Consider the following 17,037-nt stretch of genomic DNA (forward strand, 5'->3'; position numbering starts at 1 on the left):
TCAGCCCCGAAGCCGCGGATTGACGAGGATATAGGCGATGTCGGCCACGAGATTCAGCGTGATGTAGACCGTGGCCGTCACCAGCACCACGCCCTGCACCACGGCATAATCGCGGTTGAATACGGCATCCACTATCAGCTTGCCGAAGCCGGGAATGGAGAAGATCTGCTCGGTCAGGACCGCGCCGGAGAGCAGCGTGCCGAGCTCGAGCGCGCCGAGCGTGATGACGGGGGTCAGCGCATTGCGCATGGCGTGCTTGAGGATCACCGTGCGCTCCAACAGTCCTTTGGCGCGCGCGGTGCGCACGTAGTCGCTTTCCAGCACCTGAAGCATGGCGCTGCGGGTATGCCGCATGAGAATCGCGGCGATCGCATTGCCGAGCACGAAGGCTGGCATGATGGTGACGGCGAGGCTCGCGCGCCAGTTCTCGGTGAGTGGTACGTAGCCGGAAGCCGGCAGCCAACCGAGCTCGATCGAGAACAGGAAGATCAGCATGATCCCGAGCCAGAAGTTCGGCGTCGAGATGCCCCACAGCGCAAATAGGTTGGCGCCGTAGTCCCAGGCCGAACCTTTCTTGACGGCGGCGACGATGCCGGCGGGAATGCCGATCAGCAGCGCGATTAGGATCGCCATCGAGCCGAGCTGCAGCGTCACCGGCAGCTTCTGCGCGATCAGCTCGCGCACCGGCATCTTGTTGCGCAGCGACTCGCCGAAATCGCCCGCAAGCACGCCCTTGATCCAGTAGGCGTATTGCACCGGGACGGGCTGATCGAGCCGGTACTGGCGACGGATCTGCTCGATCACGGCCGGGTCGCGCTCTTCCCCCGCCATCACCAGCGCGGGATCGCCCGGCAGCAATTGCTGCAGCGAGAAGATTAGCACCGAGACGAAGAACAGCGTCGGCACGATCTGCACAAGTCGGCGGGCGAGGAAGTTCAGCATGGTCCCACTCGTGTCCCGGGCGAAGCGCAACATGCAATGTTGCGCTGCTGAACCGGGACCCAGCTGCCACGGTTCGTTGTTGCCATGGGTCCCGGCTCTGCGGAGCAGCGCTTCCGCGCTGCGCCGCATCCGGGACACGGACTAAATGTCAGGCCGATCACTTCAGCTTGAGTCCGATGACCCGGACGAGGCCGTCGGGCATCTGCCTGTAGCCTTCCAGCTTGGTCGTATGCGCGATGATGATGCGGCGGTGATAGAGGTACAGCAGCGGCTCTTCGTCCTGGACCAGCTTGGCCAGGATTTCATAGCTCGCCTTGCGCTTGGCGGGATCGGTGACGAGCCGCGCCTCCTCCAGCGCCTTGTCGGCTTGCGGATTGTTCCACCCGCCATAGTTCTGCGGCGCGCCATTGTGCAGGAACACGAAGGTGTTGCCGTCAGGGTCGACGCGGCCGCTCCAGGCGAGCATGTAGGCCTGGTAGTCACCGGCCTCCGCTTGCTTGAGTCCGGTCGCGAACTCGGTGACTCGGATCTTCATGTCGAACCCGGCTTCCGCCGCCATCGATTGGATCACCTGCGCGGGCGTCTCGGTTTCCGCGCCCTTGGGCACCAGGAAGTCGACGCTGACCGGCGGCGTCACGCCGGCCTCCTTCAGCAGCGCTTTGGCCTTGTCGACGTTGCGGGGACGGACCGGAAGCGATTTCTGATAATAGGGATGATGGGGATTGACCCATTGGTTGCCGACCTGGAACTCGCCGTTGAACACGACCTGATTGATCGCATCGCGGTCGATGGCGAGGTCGAGCGCCTGCCGCACTTTGGCGGATTGGCTGAGCGGGCCCTTGGCCTTGTCTTTGCCGATGTTGAGGGTGATGCCCTGATAGCCGAGCTCGATGGCGGTCGCGACCTTCAGCCGCGAGTCGGCGCGCACCTCCTTCAGATCGGTGGCGAGCACGCGCTCGATCAGGTCGAGGCCGCCGGATTTCAGGTTTGCGAGCCGCACCGTGGCATCGACGATCGGCTGGAACACGATCTTGTCGATGAAGACATTGTCCTTGTTCCAGTAGTCGGCGAACTTCTCGAATACCATGCGGTCCTGCTGCACGCGCTCGACGAACTTGTAGGGGCCGGCGCAGACCGGGCGCAGGCCGAACTTGTCGCCGGCCTCCTTCGCCGCCTTCGGCGACATCATCATCCCGGCGCGGTCGGTGAGCTGAGCGAGCAGCGGCGAGAACGGCGACTTCAGCACCAGTTTGATCGTGAGGGGATCGACGACCTCGACGTGATCGACCGAGGCGAGCTCCGGTTTCCGGAACGAGCCGGGGAACGTCAGATGCCGTTCCAGCGAGAACTTTGCGGCCTCGGCATCGAGCGGCTCGCCGTCGTGGAATTTCACGCCGGGCCGCAGCTTGATGACCAGCGCCTTGCCGTCGTCGGCGGTTTCGCTCGACAGGGCGAGCTGCGGCACGATGTTGAGCTTCTCATCGATGTCGAACAGCTTGTCGCAGAAGGCGGAGAACACGATGCGGCCGACATAGGTGCGCGCCATCGTGGGATCGAGGATATCGGGATCTTCGGCAAGGCCGATGCGCAGCGTGGTCTGGGCCTGCGCGGCTCCGAGCGACATCAGGACGGCGGCGGCCGTTGCGGCCAGGCGAGACATCTTCATCGGACAATCCCCATTGCTTCGGCTATTTCGTTGCGGACGCGGCGCCCTGTATACCAACCCCGGCGGGACTTCTGCCTTCCGTCTTTTGGCTGAAGGCCGCGACCAATTTTGCAAGCGCCGGCGAAAATCCGCCGGCGGTGGGCAGAATGGCGTCCGCGGACGGCAGCTCCGCGGTGCGATGACAGGCGGTGGCGTGGCCCGTGCCGTCGGCTAGAAGCGCAGGCGCCTCGTTGCGGCAGCGCTCGATCACGAACGGGCAGCGGGTGTGAAACCGGCAGCCGGCGGGCGGATTGAGCGCGCTTGGGATCTCGCCCTCCAGCAGCACCGTCGTTCGTTTCGCCTTCGGCTGTGGCAGCGGGATCGCCGACAGCAGCGCGCGGCTGTAAGGATGGCGCGGTGCGGCGAATAGCGCGTCGGCTTCCGCCGTCTCGACGATCTGGCCGAGATTCATCACCGCGACGTGGTCGGCGATGTGCTTGATGACGGCGAGGTCGTGCGAAACGAAGATGTAGGCGAGGCCGAGCCGGTCCTGCAGCTCGCGCAGCAGATTCAGGATCTGCGAGCGGATCGAGACGTCGAGCGCCGAGACCGGCTCGTCGCAGATGATGAGCTTCGGCTCGACCGCGAGCGCGCGGGCGATGGCGATGCGCTGGCGCTGACCGCCGGAGAATTCGTGCGGATAGCGCCGGGCGAGGCGCGGCTCCAGCCCGACCAGCCGCAGCAGCTCGGCGACGCGCTCTGCCCGTCGGGCCGGCGGCACCAGATCGTGCAGGGCCAGCGGCTCGGTCAGGATCTGGCCGACTGTCATGCGCGGATTGAGCGAGGCGTAGGGATCCTGGAAGATGATCTGCGCCTCGCGGCGGAAGGCGCGCAAGCCGGCGGCGTCGAGCGCGAGCAGGTCGCGGCCGTCGAAGCGGATCGTGCCGGCATCCGGCTCGATCAGCCGCAGCACCAGCCGGCTGACGGTGGACTTGCCGCAGCCGGACTCGCCGACGAGGGCGAGCGTCCTGCCGGCTTCGAGCGAGAAGGACACGCCATCGACCGCCTTCACATGCGCCAGCGGCGGCCGGCCGAACAGCGAGCGCTGCGCGACGAAATGCTTGACCAGGCCGTTGACTTCGAGCAGCGGCATCACGACACCAAGAGTTCGAGCGGCGCGCGGATGCAGCGCGAGAGGTGGCCGGGGCTGACTGCCACCAGCGGCGGTGGCGTCTTGGTGCAGACCTCCAGCACGAAGGGACAACGCGCGGCGAAGCGGCAACCGGCGAGCGGCTGCGCCATGTTCGGCACCATGCCTTCGATCGTTGCAAGCTGCTCGGCGCGGTGGTCGAGCCGCGGGATCGAGCCGAGCAGGCCGACCGTGTAGGGATGCTGTGGCGCGGAGAACAATTCGTCCACCGGCGCACTCTCGACGATCTCGCCGGCATACATCACCGCGACCTCGTCGCAAACCTCGGCGACGACGCCGAGATCGTGGGTGATCAGGATGATCGCGGCGCCGCTCGCGGCCTTGAGCTCGCGCATCAGCTCCAGGATCTGGGCCTGCAGGGTGACGTCGAGTGCGGTCGGTCGGCTCGTCCGCGATCAGCAGGCGCGGGTCGCAGGCGAGTGCCATCGCGATCATGACGCGCTGGCGCATGCCGCCGGAGAGCTTGTGCGGGTAGTCGTCGATCCGACGCTCGGGCGAGGGGATATGGACGCGGCGCAACAGCTCGATCGCGCGCTCGCGCGCGCTTCTCCGCGAGCCGCCCCGGTGACGCAGGATCGTCTCGATGATCTGGTCGCCGATCGTAAAGCTCGGATTGAGCGAGGTCATCGGCTCCTGGAAGATCATCGCCAGCCGGTTGCCACGCAGATCGCGCAACGTCTGGTCCGGTGTCGCCAGCAGGTCGAAACCGTCGAAGCGGATCGCGCCGGATATTTCCGCGCTCTGCTTCGGCAGCAGGCCCATGATCGCCAGCGATGTCACGCTCTTGCCGCAGCCGGATTCGCCGACGAGACCGAGCGTGGCGCCATTGGCGACGCTGAGATCGACGCTGTCGACCGCGTGGGTGATGCGGCCGTCGTCGCCGTGAAAGCGGATACGCAGATCCTTGATCTCGATGAGGGGGCTGGCACTCATGATCGTCTCGCGCGCGCCGCAGCGATGCTGGCGTCGATGACGCTGCGATCGGTGTTGCCGGCCGGGTTCTGCCGCGTCGGCATGGACGGCCGGAAGTGGACCCACAGCTCGTGGCTGACGCGCTCCAGGCGCTCGAGCTCACTGATCGGATCGGGATGGTCGTCGGCGCGAATGTCGAGCGCCGGCCATTCCTCTTGGCCGTGGATCACGAGGGCCGCCGACTGCTTGCCGCGCTTGTCGCCGCCGGCGGCTTCGCCGGCGCGCATTGCCGCGAGCAGGCGGCGCGGGAACGGCAGGCTGTCATTGGCGATGTAGGTCTTGGCGGTCTCGTCGAGCACGTCGGCCCCGGTGAGCATGTTGCCGGCGATCGAGAAGCCGCTGCCCGCGACGTGGCCGCACCAATCGACGCAGTCGCGCCCGGTATGCGCGGCGATTGCGCCGCTCGCATCCATGATGTGGATCTGGCGGCTCTCGCGGCCCTCGTCGGTCGCCAGCAGCGCGGCGAGCACGTCGTGCGCGTTGAGGCCCTCTCGCAACAGCTTGAGGCCGTCGATGCCGTAATAGGGATTGACGAAGGCCTGCGTTGCGATGGCGCCGAGGCCGGCCGCGATATAGGGCACGCGCGCGCCGACGGCGAAGAAGCGGGTTGCGACCGCGATGCCGAACTGGCCGGTGGCAGGATCGCGCGCGATGATCGACCAGGTCATGTGCTGCCTTCAGCGCCCCGCCGCGTAGCCCTGCATGCCGCGCGGATTGGCGGCGGCGCGGCGGCGGCGACCGACGCGTGAGGCCGCGGTGAGGCGGCCTTCCGACCAGTCGGGACCGACCTCGACGATATGCCCGCGCTCGCGCAGGTTCCCGATCGTCGCCTTCGGCACGCGGTTCTCGACCACGAGCACGCCGGGACGCGCGGTGCGCGGCCAGAACGAGATCGGGAAATGCTCGGAATGCCAGGCCGGCGCGTCGATCGCTTCCTGGAGATTGAGGTTGCAATGGACGTGACGCAGGAAGAATTGCGTGATCCACTGGTCCTGCTGGTCGCCGCCGGGCGAGCCCCAGGCGAGATAAGGCTCGCCGTCGCGCAGCGCCATGGTCGGAGAGAGCGTCGTGCGCGGCCGCTTGCCCGGCGCGAGCGAGCCCGGTTGGTTCTCCTCCAAATCGAACATTTGTGCGCGGCTGCCGAGGCAGAAGCCCAGTTCGGGAATGACCGGCGAGGATTGCAGCCAGCCCCCCGAAGGCGTCGAGGACACCATGTTGCCAGCCTTATCGATGATGTCGAAATGCACGGTGTCGCCGCGCACCTCGCCGAAGCGCCCCACGGTCGGCTCGCCGGCGCCGAGCGCGCCAACAGCCTCGCGTTGGCCCTCAGCGCGGCGCAGCTTGACTACGCCGCCGAAGCCCTCGACCGCGCCGGGCCGGAGATCGAGCGAAGCCTTGTCGGTGACCAGCTTGCGGCGCTCGTCGTTGTAGGCATCCGACAGCAGCGTCGCGATCGGGATCTCGCTGAACTTGGGATCGCCGTAGAATTTTTCACGGTCGGCGAAGGCGAGCTTGGCGCATTCGATCTGGAGATGGATGAACTCCGGCCCGGTCGGGTCGAGGCCGTCGAGCGCAAAGCCCTTCAGCAGCGCGAGCTGCTGCAGCGTCACCGGCCCCTGGCTCCAGACGCCGGCCTTGCAGACGGTGTAGCGGCCGTAGTCGTAGGTGAGTGGCGCCTCGACCGTCGGCTGCCAGCGCGCCATGTCGTCGGCGGAGAGCACGCCGCGATGCGGCGAGCCGCTGACGTCCATCACCTCCTGGGTCCGGCAGAACTTGTCGATGGCTTCCGCGACGAAGCCTTGCGACCAGGCTTTGCGCGCGCGCTCGATTTCGGCGTCGCGGCCGCCGCCGCCGCTCTCGGCCTCGCTGAGAATACGGGCGTAGGTCGCAGCCAGCGTCTTGTTGGTGAACAGCGTGCCCGGCTTGGGCACTTCGCCGTTCGGCAGGTAGACGGCGGCCGAGGTTGGCCAGTGCTTGCGGAACAATTGCTCGACGGTCTGGATCGTGGCGCAGGCGCGCTCCACCAACGGATAACCGTCGCGGGCATAGGAGATCGCGGGCTCCAGCACGTCGCGCACGCGCATCGTGCCGTAGTCGCGCAGCAGCATCATCCAGGATTCGAAGGTGCCGGGAACGCAGGCGGCAAGCAGGCCCGTGCCCGGCACCATGTCGAGGCCTTCGTTTCTGTAATGCGCGATGGTGGCGCGCGCCGGCGCCGGGCCCTGGCCGCAGATCACCTCGGTGCGGGCGCGCTTGACGTCATGGACGATGACAGGCACGTCGCCGCCGGGACCGTTCAGATGCGGCTCGACCACCTGAAGGGTGAAGGCGGTGGCGACGCCGGCATCGAAGGCATTGCCGCCCTTTTCCAGGATTCCCATGCCCACGGCCGTCGCGATCCAGTGCGTCGAGGCGACGACCCCGAACGTGCCCTCGATCTCGGGCCTCGTCGTGAACGGATCGGGATTGATATTGCCCATGGGACTTCACCACCTTATTTTCGGCGCGCGCAATTGATCACAGGGCCACGCCGCCGCCAAATGCGCAGGCTGCATGGCACGGGCGCGTCACGCCGGGACCGGCGCGGTGTTGACGGCGTGGCAGGCGACGCCGTCGATCAGTTCCGGCGTCTCCCTGCGGCAGAGATCGAACGCCAGCGGGCAGCGCGGATTGAAGGCGCAGCCGGGAGGCGGATTGATCGGATTCGGGATCTCGCCCTTGACCGGAATGCGCTGGCGGCCGCTCATGGCGAGATCAGGCACGGCGCCCAGCAGCATCTTGGTGTAGGGCATGCGCGGATTGGCGAACAGCTCGCGTCCCTCCGCGATCTCGACGATACGGCCGAGATACATCACGCCGACGCGGCTCGCCATGTGGCGCACCACGGCGAGGTTGTGGCTGATGAACATGTAGGTCAGGCCGAACTTGTCCTGGAGGTCGCGCATCAGGTTGAGGATCTGCGCCTGCACGGAGACGTCGAGGGCCGAGGTCGGCTCGTCGCAGACGATGAATTCGGCGTCCGATGCGAGCGCCCGCGCGATCGCGATGCGCTGGCGCTGGCCGCCGGAGAATTCGTGCGGGTATTTCAACCGGTCGTCCGGATGCAGGCCGACGAGGCTGAGCAGCTCGCCGACGCGGGCCTGGATGTCGCGCTCGCCCTGGATCAGGTCGAAGGCACGGATCGGCTCGGAGATGATGGCATCGACCCGAAAGCGCGGGTTCAGGCTCGCATAGGGGTCTTGGAAGATCATCTGGATCCGGCGGCGCAGCTTTCGCCGCGCAGGCGCCTGCCGCGGGTCGGTCATGGAGACGCCGTCGATCAGCACGTCGCCGGAGCTCGGCGGCAGCAGGCCGACGACCATGCGGGCCACCGTGGTCTTGCCGGATCCGGACTCGCCGACGAGGGCAAACGTCTCGCCCTTCCTGATGTCGAAAGTGACGTGATCGACCGCCTTGAGATATTCGAGATGTCCGCCTTCGAGCACACGGTTGAGCCAGGGCTTCGAGACGTCGAAGACGCGGCGCAGGTTTGTGGCCTGGACGAAGGGAGCGCTCATGCCACGCTCTCCGCCGGCACGTCGTCATAGAGGTGGCAGGCCACCGATTGCGCGCCGCGCGGCAGCGGCTCCGGCCGGTCGACCCGGCAACGATCGAAGGCGAAGGCACAGCGCGGATTGAACGAGCAGCCGCGCGGGATCGCCGACAGGCGCGGCATCGAGCCTGGGATCTGCACCAGGCGCTTGTCCTCGCCGGCAAGCGTCGGGATCGCGCCCATCAGGCCCTTGGCGTAAGGGTGCAGCGGATTCTTCACGACGTCTTGCACCGGGCCGATCTCGGCGACACGGCCGGCATACATCACCGCCACGCGGTCCGACGTCTCCGCGATCACGCCCATGTCGTGGGTCACCAGCATCACCGCGGTGCCGTGGTCGCGTCCGAGCCGTTTGATCAGCGAGATGATCTGCGCCTGCACGGAGACGTCGAGTGCGGTGGTTGGTTCGTCCGCGATGATCAGCTCCGGCTCGGCGCAGATCGCGAGCGCAATCACGACGCGCTGGCGCATGCCGCCGGAGAACTCGTGGGGATAGCCGTCGATACGCTTTTCCGGCGCGGGAATGCCGACTTCGGCGAGCAGATCGATGGCGCGGCGGCGGGCGGCCGACTCCGACAGACTGAGATGGGTGCGGATCGTCTCCACGATCTGGTCGCCGACCTTGTACAGCGGGTTCAGCGATGTCAGGGGATCCTGGAAGATCATCCCGATGCGCTTGCCGCGCACGCGGCGCATCTCCTCCGGCGGCAGATTATCGATGCGCAGGCCCGCGAGATGAATCTCGCCGCCGGCGATGCGGCCGGGCGGATCGATCAGGCCGATTACCGCGAGGCCGGTGACGGACTTGCCGGCTCCGGACTCGCCGACGACCCCGAGCACCTCGCCCTTGGCGATGTCGAAGGAGACGCCGTCGATGGCGCGCAGCGTGCCGCGGCGGGAGGCGAACTCCACGTGAAGATCGCGTACGGAAAGGACGGGTTCGGTCATGGACGAGGCGTATTCATCGAAGCTTCGGATTGAGCGCATCGCGCAGCCAGTCGCCGAGCAGATTGATCGACAGGATCAGCGCCGCGAGCGCGAGCCCCGGGAAGGCGACGATCCACCATTCGCCGGCGAACAGATAATTATTGCCGATGCGGATCAGCGTGCCGAGCGAGGGCATGGTGTCGGGCAGGCCGACGCCGAGGAAGGACAGCGTCGCCTCAGTGATGATGGCGAGCGCGAGGTTGATGGTGGCGATGACCAGGATCGGGCCCATCGTGTTCGGCAGCACGTGCCGCAGCATGATCTTCGGGGCCGGCAGGCCGATCAGCTGCGCGGCGGCCACGTAGTCCTTGTTCTTCTCCACCATCACGGAGCTGCGCACGGTCCGGGCATAGCCCACCCAGAAGCTCAGGCCGATCGAGATCACCAGCACCGCCAGCATGCTGGTGGCGTCCAGCCGGTTGCCGAGGATCGACTTCGCGATGCCGTTGACCAGGAGCGCGATCAGGATGGCAGGGAAGGTGAGCTGCACGTCGGCGATCCGCATGATGACGCCGTCGACTGCGCCGCCGAAATAGCCGGCGATCAGGCCGAGCGCGATGCCGAGCGCGCCGGCGAAGATCACGCCCGCGACGCCCACGGCGAGCGAGATGCGCATGCCATAGAGAATGGCGGAGAACACGTCGCGGCCCTGCTCGTCTGTGCCGAGCAAAAACGGGCTCTGACCGTCCGCGGTCCACAGCGGTGAAATCCGCGAATTCATCAATTGCAATTGTGCCGGATCGAACGGGTTCTGCACCGCGAGCACGGAGGCAAAGATCGCAAGCAGGAAGAACAGGACCGTGATGGCCGCGGCCACCATGGTGAGCTTGGAGCGGCGGAACGAATAGAACAGGTCGCTGTCGAGCGTGCGGCTGAACCAGCCATGCGCGGCCTGCACCGGCTGTGCGCTTTGCTTGTCGGAATTGGAGACGACTGCGTCGGACATGCAGGCTGCCTTATGCGGCGCGACCGACGGTCGAGCGCAGGCGCGGATCGACCACGGTGTAAAGAATGTCCACCACCAGATTGATGGTGACGAAAATCAGTGAAACCATCAGCAGGTAGGCGGCCATGATCGGAATGTCGACGTTTTGCACGGCCTGGACGAACAGAAGCCCCATGCCCGGCCATTGGAACACGGTTTCGGTGATGATCGAAAATGCAATAACCGAGCCAAACTGAAGCCCGGCCACGGTGATCACGGGAATCAGCGTGTTCTTCAGCGCGTGGCCGAAATGGATGGCACGCGTGGTCAGCCCCCTCGCGCGGGCGAAGCGGATATAGTCGGTCCGCAACACTTCCAGCATCTCCGCGCGCACCAGCCGCATGATCAAGGTCATCTGGAACAGGCCGAGCGTGATCGAAGGCATGATCAGTGCCTTCAGTCCCGACACCGTGAGCAGGCCCGTGGTCCACCAGCCGAGCTTGACCACCTCGCCGCGGCCGAACGAGGGCAACCAGCCCAATGTCACCGCGAACAGATAGATCAGGAGAATGCCGATCAGGAAGGTCGGCAGCGAGATGCCGATTAGCGAGACCGCCTGGAATAATTTGGCCAGCACGGTATCGCGCTTGAGCGCCGAATAGACGCCCATCAGGATGCCGCAAACCATTGCAAACACGGTCGCACAGATCGCAAGTTCCAGCGTCGCGGGCATGCGCTCCATCAACAGGGCTGCGACCGGCTGGCGGAACTGGTAGGAGACGCCGAACTTGAACTGCGCCGCATCGGCGAAATAGCGCACGAACTGCACCGGCACGGGGTCGTCGAGGCCGAGCGACTTGCGCACGATCGCACGTTCGGCTGCCGAGGTGTCGATCGAGACGATCTGATTGACGGGGTCGCCGGCGAAACGGAACATCGAGAACGCGATGATGCCGACGGCGAACATGACGCCGATGGCCTGAACGGCGCGGCGAAGCGTGAAAGCGAGCATGCCTTCCACTTTCCTTGGGTGAGCGTACGGCCGACGTCCTTGACGGCCGGAAAAGAAGAGGTCCCGGAAGGCAGATGCCGCCGGGACCTCGTGTTCAACCGATGCTATTCCTTCTTGGTCGACCAGTGGAACATGACGAGATTGTCGGCGCGCTGCGGCAGGTTGACCTTCTTCGAGACTCCCCAGGCCAGCGCCTGCTGGTGCAGCGGGATGTAGGACCAGTCCTTCATGCCGATCTCGTAGGCCTCCTTGATCAGCTGGTTGCGCTTCTCGGCGTCGGTTTCGACCAGCACCTTGTCGGTGATGGCGTCGAACGCCTTGTTGCAATAGCCGCCGAGATTGGCCTCGCCGCGGGAGGATTTCGCATCGTCGCGGCAGCCCATGATGTCGTAGAGCACGTTGTGGGAGTCCATCGTGCTCGGGGTCCAGCCCAGCAGGTAGAACGAGGTCTGGTAGCCGCCCTGCTTCAGCACCTTGGCGAAGTACTGCGCCTTCGGCTGCGCCAGGAGATTGATCTTGACGCCGATGCGGGCGAGCATGCCGACCACGGCCTGGCAGATCGCGGCGTCGTTGACGTAGCGGTCGTTCGGGCAGTCCATGGTGACCTCGAAGCCGTCCGGGTAGCCGGCTTCGGTCAGCAGCTTCTTGGCGCCGTCGGGATCGAATTTCGGGCGCGTGAAGCTCTTGGACAGTGCGAACAGCTCCGGCGCGATCATCAGCGCGGACGGCGTCGACAGGCCACGCATCACGCGCGTCTTGATCAGCTCGATGTCGATCGCCTTGTAGAAGGCCTCGCGGACGCGGGCGTCCTTGAACGGGTTCTTGCCCTTGATGTTGGAGTAGAGCAGCTCATCGCGCATCTGGTCGAAGCCGATGAAGATGGTGCGCAGCTCCGGTCCCTTCAGCACCTGGGCATTCGGGCTGGAATCGACGCGGGAGATGTCCTGGATCGGCACCGGCTCGATGACGTCAACCTCGCCCGAGAGCAGCGCCGCGACGCGGGTGGCGTCGGAGGAGATCGGCGTGAAGATGATCTCCTTCAAGTTGCCTTCGACCTTGCCCCAGTAATTGGGATTGGCCTTGAACACGGTCTTCACGCCGGGCTGGTGGCTTTCGATGATAAAGGGGCCGGTGCCGTTCTCATGGAGCGAGGCGTAGCTCGGCGTGGTCGCCGCTACCGGCGTCGGGTCGACGACGTTGTTCTCCTCGGCCCATTTCTTGTCCATGATGTACCAGACATCCCACGAATTATGCAGGATGGGATTGGGCGAGGGCAGGACGAAATCGACGGTGTAGTCGTCGACCTTGACGACCTTGACGTCGGGCGCAAGACGGGTCTGCATGTTGGACCCCTTCTTGCGGACGCGATCGGCCGAGAACACCACGTCGTCGGCGGTGAAGGGATCGCCGTTGTGGAATTTCACGCCCTTGCGCAGATGAAAGCGCCAGCGGGTCGGCTCCGGAGTTTCCCAGCTTTCCGCCAGTGCCGGAATGATCTTGAGGTCCTTGTCGCGCGCGGTGAGGCCCTGATAGACGTGGCCGAGATGGGCGTGGGTGGTGCTCTCGTTCAGGGTATAGGGATCGAGCGACTTCAGGTCACCCTGATTGGCATAACGTAGCGTCTGGCTGGCTGCTGGCGAGATCGCCAACGCAAGCGTACCGGCGAGCGTCGCCGCAAACAGACTTTGACCGACTGACATTCTTGACCCTCTCCACACTGCCGCGCCGGTGATTTTTGATTGTTCGGCGGGGCTTACTGATCCATGTTGCCCAGAGTTCTCGACCCGTGCAAGCGTCATTCCAGCAAGGAACGCGCCAAGTTGCACCGCTGTGCAGCAATGCTGCCCGGCAATCCCGGGCAGGCCGGCGAGCTTCTGCGCGGGGGCGCGGGCCGGACAATTTGATTGACCATACCCGTCGATCGGGGGAGCCGGTCCTAACGGCTTCCCCTCAGGTCGCTTGCGTTGCAGACCTTCTCGCGGTGATACTCCGACAGGCCGCTCGAATCTCATCTGGAGGGGACATGAAGGTTAACATCGAAATCGACTGCACCCCCCTCGAGGCCCGCCAGTTCTTCGGTCTGCCTGACGTGGGGCCGATGCAGACGGCGGTGATGGACAAGCTGCAGCAGCAGGTGCTCAGTAACATCGAGAAGGTCTCGCCGGAATCGCTGATCCAGAGCTGGTTCACCTTCGATCCCAAGATCGCCGAGCGGTTTCAGGACATGTTCGTCGCGATGGCCGGCCTCGGCGGCCCGCGCAGCGGCGACAAGAAAAAATAGTGTCGCCGGGGCCGGACGGGGCGCTGCAAGAGGGCCGGCTTCGTCCGCCGGGTCTCGGCCTGCTGCTCGCCGAGGCCCGTGGCCTATTCGAGTTGAATGCGAGCCTCTTGCTGTCGCCGCTCCTGATGCGGGCGCCGCGGGGCGACGGCCATCCGGTGCTGGCGCTGCCGGGCTTTCTCGCCAGCGACCTCTCGATGGTGCCGCTGCGGCGCTATCTCAGCGAGCTCGGTTATGAGGCGCATGCCTGGCGGATGGGCCGCAATCTCGGCGGGCTCGGGCGCATGCGGGATTCGCTGCGCATGCGCCTGGCCGAAATCCATGCCGCCACGGGACGCAAGGTCAGCCTGGTCGGGTGGAGCCTCGGCGGCGTCTATGCCCGCGATCTCGCGCTTTGGGCACCGGACAAGGTCCGCTACGTCGTCACGCTCGGCAGCCCTTTTGCCAACGACGTACGGGCGACCAACGCGACGCGGCTCTACGAGACGCTGTCCGGCGAGCGGGTCGATGATTTTGTGGAAGCGCGCGAGGCTATCGCCGGCGATCTGCCGGTGCCGGCGACGTCGATCTATTCGCGCGCCGACGGTGTTGTGAACTGGCGGACCTGTCTGCTCCGCCCCTCCGAGCGTGCCGAGAACATCGAGGTGCTGCTGGCGAGCCATATCGGGCTCGGCGTGAACCCGGCGGTGCTGTGGGCCGTGGCGGACCGCCTGGCGCAACCGGAGGGAGACTTCTGGCCATTTGACCGGGCGGGGCCCTTTGCCATTGCATATGCCCCGCCGGAGCGGGCAGTATCGGCCTGACGAGAAGCGCCGCCAAGGCGCCCGTCGAATATACGGGAGGGAACCATGGCTGACGGTAAGAAGCTGTCGTCGCTTGACGCGTCGTTTCTCTATCTGGAAACACCGGAGATGCCGATGCATGTCGGCAGCATGGCGATCTTCCGCCTGCCTGACGACTACAAGGGCGACTTCTTCGAAGACTTCAAGGCGATGATCGTCTCGCGCTTGCACATCGCGCCGATTCTCAAGGCGCGGCTGGAGAAGGCGCCGCTCGACATCGATCATCCCTCCTGGGTCGAGGACGACCAGTTCGACATCGACCGCCACATCTTCCGCGCCAGCCTGCCGCAGCCGCGCGACCGCGCCACGCTCGAGCGCATCGTCGGCTGGATGCATGCCAAGCTGTTGAACCGCGCCCGCCCGCTCTGGGAGTTCTACGTATTCGAGGGCATGAAGGACAACGAGGTCGGGCTCTATTCCAAGATGCACCATGCCGCGATCGACGGCGGCGCCGGTGCGGCGCTGACCAACATGATCTACGACATCTCGCCGATCCCGCGGAAGGTCGATCCGCCGACCGCGGGCAGCAAGCCCGGACAGGAGCCGCGCGACATCGCGGCGAACCTGCTCGATTCCTATCAGCAGCTGTTCAGCCAGCCGCTGGAGGCTTCGCAAGCGGCGAAGAACCTGCAGCTGCCGCGCACCGGCAAGAGCGATATCGGCTCGATCCTGTTCGACAACGCGATGTACCAGATCGAGAGCGCGGTGCGCTTCGCCGGCAACATCCCGACCGTGCTCAAGAGCGTCTCCGACGTGCTCGGCAAGATCGCCGATCCGAAGTCGCGCGAGAGCCTCGCCAGCATGGTGTCGCCGCCGACCATGCTCAACAAGACGATCTCCTCGGAGCGGAGCTTTGCCGGCGTGTCGATCCCGCTGTCGCGGGCCAAGGCGTTGGCCAAGCAGGCCGGCGGCAAGCTCAACGACGTCGTGCTGGCGCTCGCCTCCGGCGTGGTTCGCCGCTATCTCCTGCAATATGGCACGCTGCCGGCGAAATCCCTGACCGCCGCCGTGCCGATCTCGCTGCGCGAGGAGGGCAACACCGAGGCCAACAACCAGGTGTTCGGCATGATCTGCTCGATCGCCACCAACATCGAGGATCCCAAGGCGCGCCTCGAGGCCATCATCGCGCAATCGACCAAGTCCAAGGAGATGTCGCATCCCTTGCGCGCCTTGATGCCGCAGGTCTCCAACATCTCGATGCTGGGCGCGCCGATCATGGTGCAGATCCTGGCGTTGCTCTACAGCCGCTCGAATCTTTCCGACGTGCTGCCGCCCGCGGCCAACATCACCGTGTCCAACGTGCCCGGGCCGCGCCAGACGCTCTATGCCGCCGGCGCCGAGCTCTTGCACATCTTCCCGGTGTCGATCTCGACCCACGGGCAGGCGCTCAACATCACCGTGCAGAGCTATCGCGACCAGCTCGATTTCGGCTTCATCGTCGGCGCCAACATCATTCCGCACGTCCAGGTGATGTGCGACATGCTGCCCGAGGAGTTCGCCGCGCTGGAGGCGGCCTACACGCCGCCGGCCACCGATATCAAGGGCGCTGCGGAGTAAGGAATTTGCAATGATTGAAATGCCCCCGCTCAAGTTCGCGACGACGAACGGAATCCGCATGGGCTATTACGAGGCAGGCCCCGCCGACGACAAGCCGCCGGTCGTGCTGTGCCACGGCTGGCCCGAGCTCGCCTTCTCCTGGCGCCATCAGATCAAGACGCTGAGCGAGGCCGGCATCCGCGTGATCGCGCCCGACCAGCGCGGCTACGGCGCGACCGACCGGCCCGAGCCGGTCGAAGCCTATGACATGGAGCACTTGACCGGCGATCTCGTCGGTTTGCTCGATCATCTCGGAATCGACAAGGCGATCTTTGTCGGTCACGACTGGGGCGGCTTCGTCGTCTGGCAGATGCCGCTGCGGCATCCCACGCGCGTCGCCGGCGTCGTTGGGGTCAACACCCCGCACTGGGACCGCGCGCCGATCGACCCGATCGCGCTGTTCCGCCAGCGCTTTGGCGACCAGATGTACATCGTCCAGTTCCAGGACCCCGCGCGCGGACCGGACAAGATCTTCAGCAGCCGTGTCGAGCAGACTTTTGACGCCTTCATGCGCAAACCGGCCGCGCGCCCTCCGGGTGCGCCCGAGGAACAGCCGATTGCCGGCATTGGTGCTTCGCCCCGCATCAACCTGGCGTTCCCGCAGATGATCGCGAATTACGACGCCAGACATGATCCGCGCACGCCGATCCTGTCGGCTGACGAGAAGAAAGTGTTCGTCGATACATTCACGAAGACCGGTTTTACCGGCGGCATCAACTGGTACCGCAATTTCACCCGTAACTGGGAGCGCGCGAATGGGCTGGACCATCACGTCCACGTGCCGTCGCTGATGATCATGGCCGAGAACGATGCGGTGCTGCCGCCATCGGCGGCCGACGGCATGGAGAAGCTGATCGATGACCTCGAGAAGTATCTGGTGAAGGACAGCGGCCATTGGACGCAGCAGGAGAAGCCGGAAGAGGTCAGCGCCAAGCTGATCGAATGGCGTAGAAGGCGGTTTGGCTAGCGCCCGTCATTGCGAACGCGTCATTGCGAGGAGCGGAGCGACGAAGCAATCCAGACTGCCTCCGCGGAT

The 17,037-nt window shown here is 65.5% G+C and carries 14 protein-coding genes and 1 pseudogene; 4 read left to right on the forward strand and 11 right to left on the reverse strand.

Going from position 1 to position 17,037, the window contains the following annotated elements:
- The 11 genes and pseudogenes from AB7M16_RS31290 to AB7M16_RS31340 form a co-directional block, all read right to left on the reverse strand.
- A complete protein-coding gene (locus AB7M16_RS31290; RefSeq protein ID WP_453946298.1) occupies window positions 1-942 on the reverse strand; it encodes an ABC transporter permease in 942 nt (313 codons plus the stop codon).
- A gap of 157 nt (window positions 943-1,099) precedes the next feature.
- Entirely contained in the window at window positions 1,100-2,608 is a 1,509-nt protein-coding gene (locus AB7M16_RS31295) for an ABC transporter substrate-binding protein (protein ID WP_453946300.1), read from the reverse strand.
- Window positions 2,609-2,630: 22 nt separating this feature from the next.
- Complete coding sequence (locus AB7M16_RS31300) at window positions 2,631-3,740, reverse strand: ABC transporter ATP-binding protein (RefSeq protein WP_453946301.1); 1,110 nt, start codon at window positions 3,738-3,740, stop codon at window positions 2,631-2,633.
- Window positions 3,740-4,730, reverse strand: a pseudogene (locus AB7M16_RS31305) (ABC transporter ATP-binding protein). Before AB7M16_RS31305 ends, AB7M16_RS31300 begins: the two are co-directional and overlap by 1 nt.
- On the reverse strand, window positions 4,727-5,437 hold the full coding sequence (locus tag AB7M16_RS31310; protein WP_212254833.1) for a DUF1028 domain-containing protein: 711 nt from the start codon (window positions 5,435-5,437) through the stop codon (window positions 4,727-4,729). Before AB7M16_RS31310 ends, AB7M16_RS31305 begins: the two are co-directional and overlap by 4 nt.
- Before the next feature lie 9 nt (window positions 5,438-5,446).
- Window positions 5,447-7,249 carry a gamma-glutamyltransferase family protein gene (locus tag AB7M16_RS31315; RefSeq protein ID WP_212254834.1) on the reverse strand — a complete coding sequence of 601 codons (1,803 nt, stop codon included), beginning with the start codon at window positions 7,247-7,249 and terminating at the stop codon, window positions 5,447-5,449.
- Window positions 7,250-7,336: 87 nt separating this feature from the next.
- Window positions 7,337-8,326 (reverse strand): ABC transporter ATP-binding protein, encoded by a 990-nt coding sequence (locus AB7M16_RS31320; protein ID WP_212254835.1) that lies wholly within the window; start codon window positions 8,324-8,326, stop codon window positions 7,337-7,339.
- The gene (locus AB7M16_RS31325; RefSeq protein ID WP_172784018.1) at window positions 8,323-9,309 is read right to left on the reverse strand and encodes an ABC transporter ATP-binding protein; all 987 of its coding nucleotides are present in this window, start codon (window positions 9,307-9,309) and stop codon (window positions 8,323-8,325) included. The genes AB7M16_RS31320 and AB7M16_RS31325 overlap by 4 nt, the downstream gene beginning before the upstream one ends.
- A 13-nt stretch (window positions 9,310-9,322) precedes the next feature.
- A complete protein-coding gene (locus AB7M16_RS31330; RefSeq protein WP_212254837.1) occupies window positions 9,323-10,294 on the reverse strand; it encodes an ABC transporter permease in 972 nt (323 codons plus the stop codon).
- Window positions 10,295-10,304: 10 nt separating this feature from the next.
- Window positions 10,305-11,285, reverse strand: coding sequence for an ABC transporter permease (locus AB7M16_RS31335; protein WP_212254838.1), 981 nt, complete (start codon window positions 11,283-11,285; stop codon window positions 10,305-10,307).
- A 104-nt stretch (window positions 11,286-11,389) separates the two neighbouring features.
- Complete coding sequence (locus AB7M16_RS31340; protein WP_212254839.1) at window positions 11,390-12,985, reverse strand: ABC transporter substrate-binding protein; 1,596 nt, start codon at window positions 12,983-12,985, stop codon at window positions 11,390-11,392.
- A gap of 323 nt (window positions 12,986-13,308) precedes the next feature.
- Here AB7M16_RS31340 and AB7M16_RS31345 point away from each other — a divergent pair, with 323 nt between their 5' ends.
- From AB7M16_RS31345 to AB7M16_RS31360, 4 genes are read left to right on the forward strand one after another with little or no spacing between them, the layout of a single operon-like run.
- Window positions 13,309-13,566, forward strand: coding sequence for a DUF6489 family protein (locus AB7M16_RS31345; RefSeq protein ID WP_172784021.1), 258 nt, complete (start codon window positions 13,309-13,311; stop codon window positions 13,564-13,566).
- Window positions 13,566-14,366 carry an esterase/lipase family protein gene (locus AB7M16_RS31350; RefSeq protein ID WP_172784022.1) on the forward strand — a complete coding sequence of 267 codons (801 nt, stop codon included), beginning with the start codon at window positions 13,566-13,568 and terminating at the stop codon, window positions 14,364-14,366. The genes AB7M16_RS31345 and AB7M16_RS31350 overlap by 1 nt, the downstream gene beginning before the upstream one ends.
- A 45-nt stretch (window positions 14,367-14,411) precedes the next feature.
- Window positions 14,412-15,962, forward strand: coding sequence for a WS/DGAT/MGAT family O-acyltransferase (locus AB7M16_RS31355; protein WP_453946303.1), 1,551 nt, complete (start codon window positions 14,412-14,414; stop codon window positions 15,960-15,962).
- 10 nt (window positions 15,963-15,972) lie between these two features.
- The gene (locus tag AB7M16_RS31360; RefSeq protein ID WP_172784024.1) at window positions 15,973-16,968 is read left to right on the forward strand and encodes an alpha/beta fold hydrolase; all 996 of its coding nucleotides are present in this window, start codon (window positions 15,973-15,975) and stop codon (window positions 16,966-16,968) included.
- Window positions 16,969-17,037: the final 69 nt, after the last annotated feature.

The organism is Bradyrhizobium sp. USDA 372 (assembly GCF_053629095.1).

What these genes read in the sequence shown, in the direction of transcription:
- AB7M16_RS31290 (WP_453946298.1), bottom strand. Translation starts at nt 942, where the DNA reads ATGCTGAACTTCCTCGCCCGCCGACTTGTGCAGATCGTGCCGACGCTG.
- AB7M16_RS31295 (WP_453946300.1), bottom strand. Translation starts at nt 2,608, where the DNA reads ATGAAGATGTCTCGCCTGGCCGCAACGGCCGCCGCCGTCCTGATGTCG.
- AB7M16_RS31300 (WP_453946301.1), bottom strand. Translation starts at nt 3,740, where the DNA reads ATGCCGCTGCTCGAAGTCAACGGCCTGGTCAAGCATTTCGTCGCGCAG.
- AB7M16_RS31310 (WP_212254833.1), bottom strand. Translation starts at nt 5,437, where the DNA reads ATGACCTGGTCGATCATCGCGCGCGATCCTGCCACCGGCCAGTTCGGC.
- AB7M16_RS31315 (WP_212254834.1), bottom strand. Translation starts at nt 7,249, where the DNA reads ATGGGCAATATCAATCCCGATCCGTTCACGACGAGGCCCGAGATCGAG.
- AB7M16_RS31320 (WP_212254835.1), bottom strand. Translation starts at nt 8,326, where the DNA reads ATGAGCGCTCCCTTCGTCCAGGCCACAAACCTGCGCCGCGTCTTCGAC.
- AB7M16_RS31325 (WP_172784018.1), bottom strand. Translation starts at nt 9,309, where the DNA reads ATGACCGAACCCGTCCTTTCCGTACGCGATCTTCACGTGGAGTTCGCC.
- AB7M16_RS31330 (WP_212254837.1), bottom strand. Translation starts at nt 10,294, where the DNA reads ATGTCCGACGCAGTCGTCTCCAATTCCGACAAGCAAAGCGCACAGCCG.
- AB7M16_RS31335 (WP_212254838.1), bottom strand. Translation starts at nt 11,285, where the DNA reads ATGCTCGCTTTCACGCTTCGCCGCGCCGTTCAGGCCATCGGCGTCATG.
- AB7M16_RS31340 (WP_212254839.1), bottom strand. Translation starts at nt 12,985, where the DNA reads ATGTCAGTCGGTCAAAGTCTGTTTGCGGCGACGCTCGCCGGTACGCTT.
- AB7M16_RS31345 (WP_172784021.1), top strand. Translation starts at nt 13,309, where the DNA reads ATGAAGGTTAACATCGAAATCGACTGCACCCCCCTCGAGGCCCGCCAG.
- AB7M16_RS31355 (WP_453946303.1), top strand. Translation starts at nt 14,412, where the DNA reads ATGGCTGACGGTAAGAAGCTGTCGTCGCTTGACGCGTCGTTTCTCTAT.
- AB7M16_RS31360 (WP_172784024.1), top strand. Translation starts at nt 15,973, where the DNA reads ATGATTGAAATGCCCCCGCTCAAGTTCGCGACGACGAACGGAATCCGC.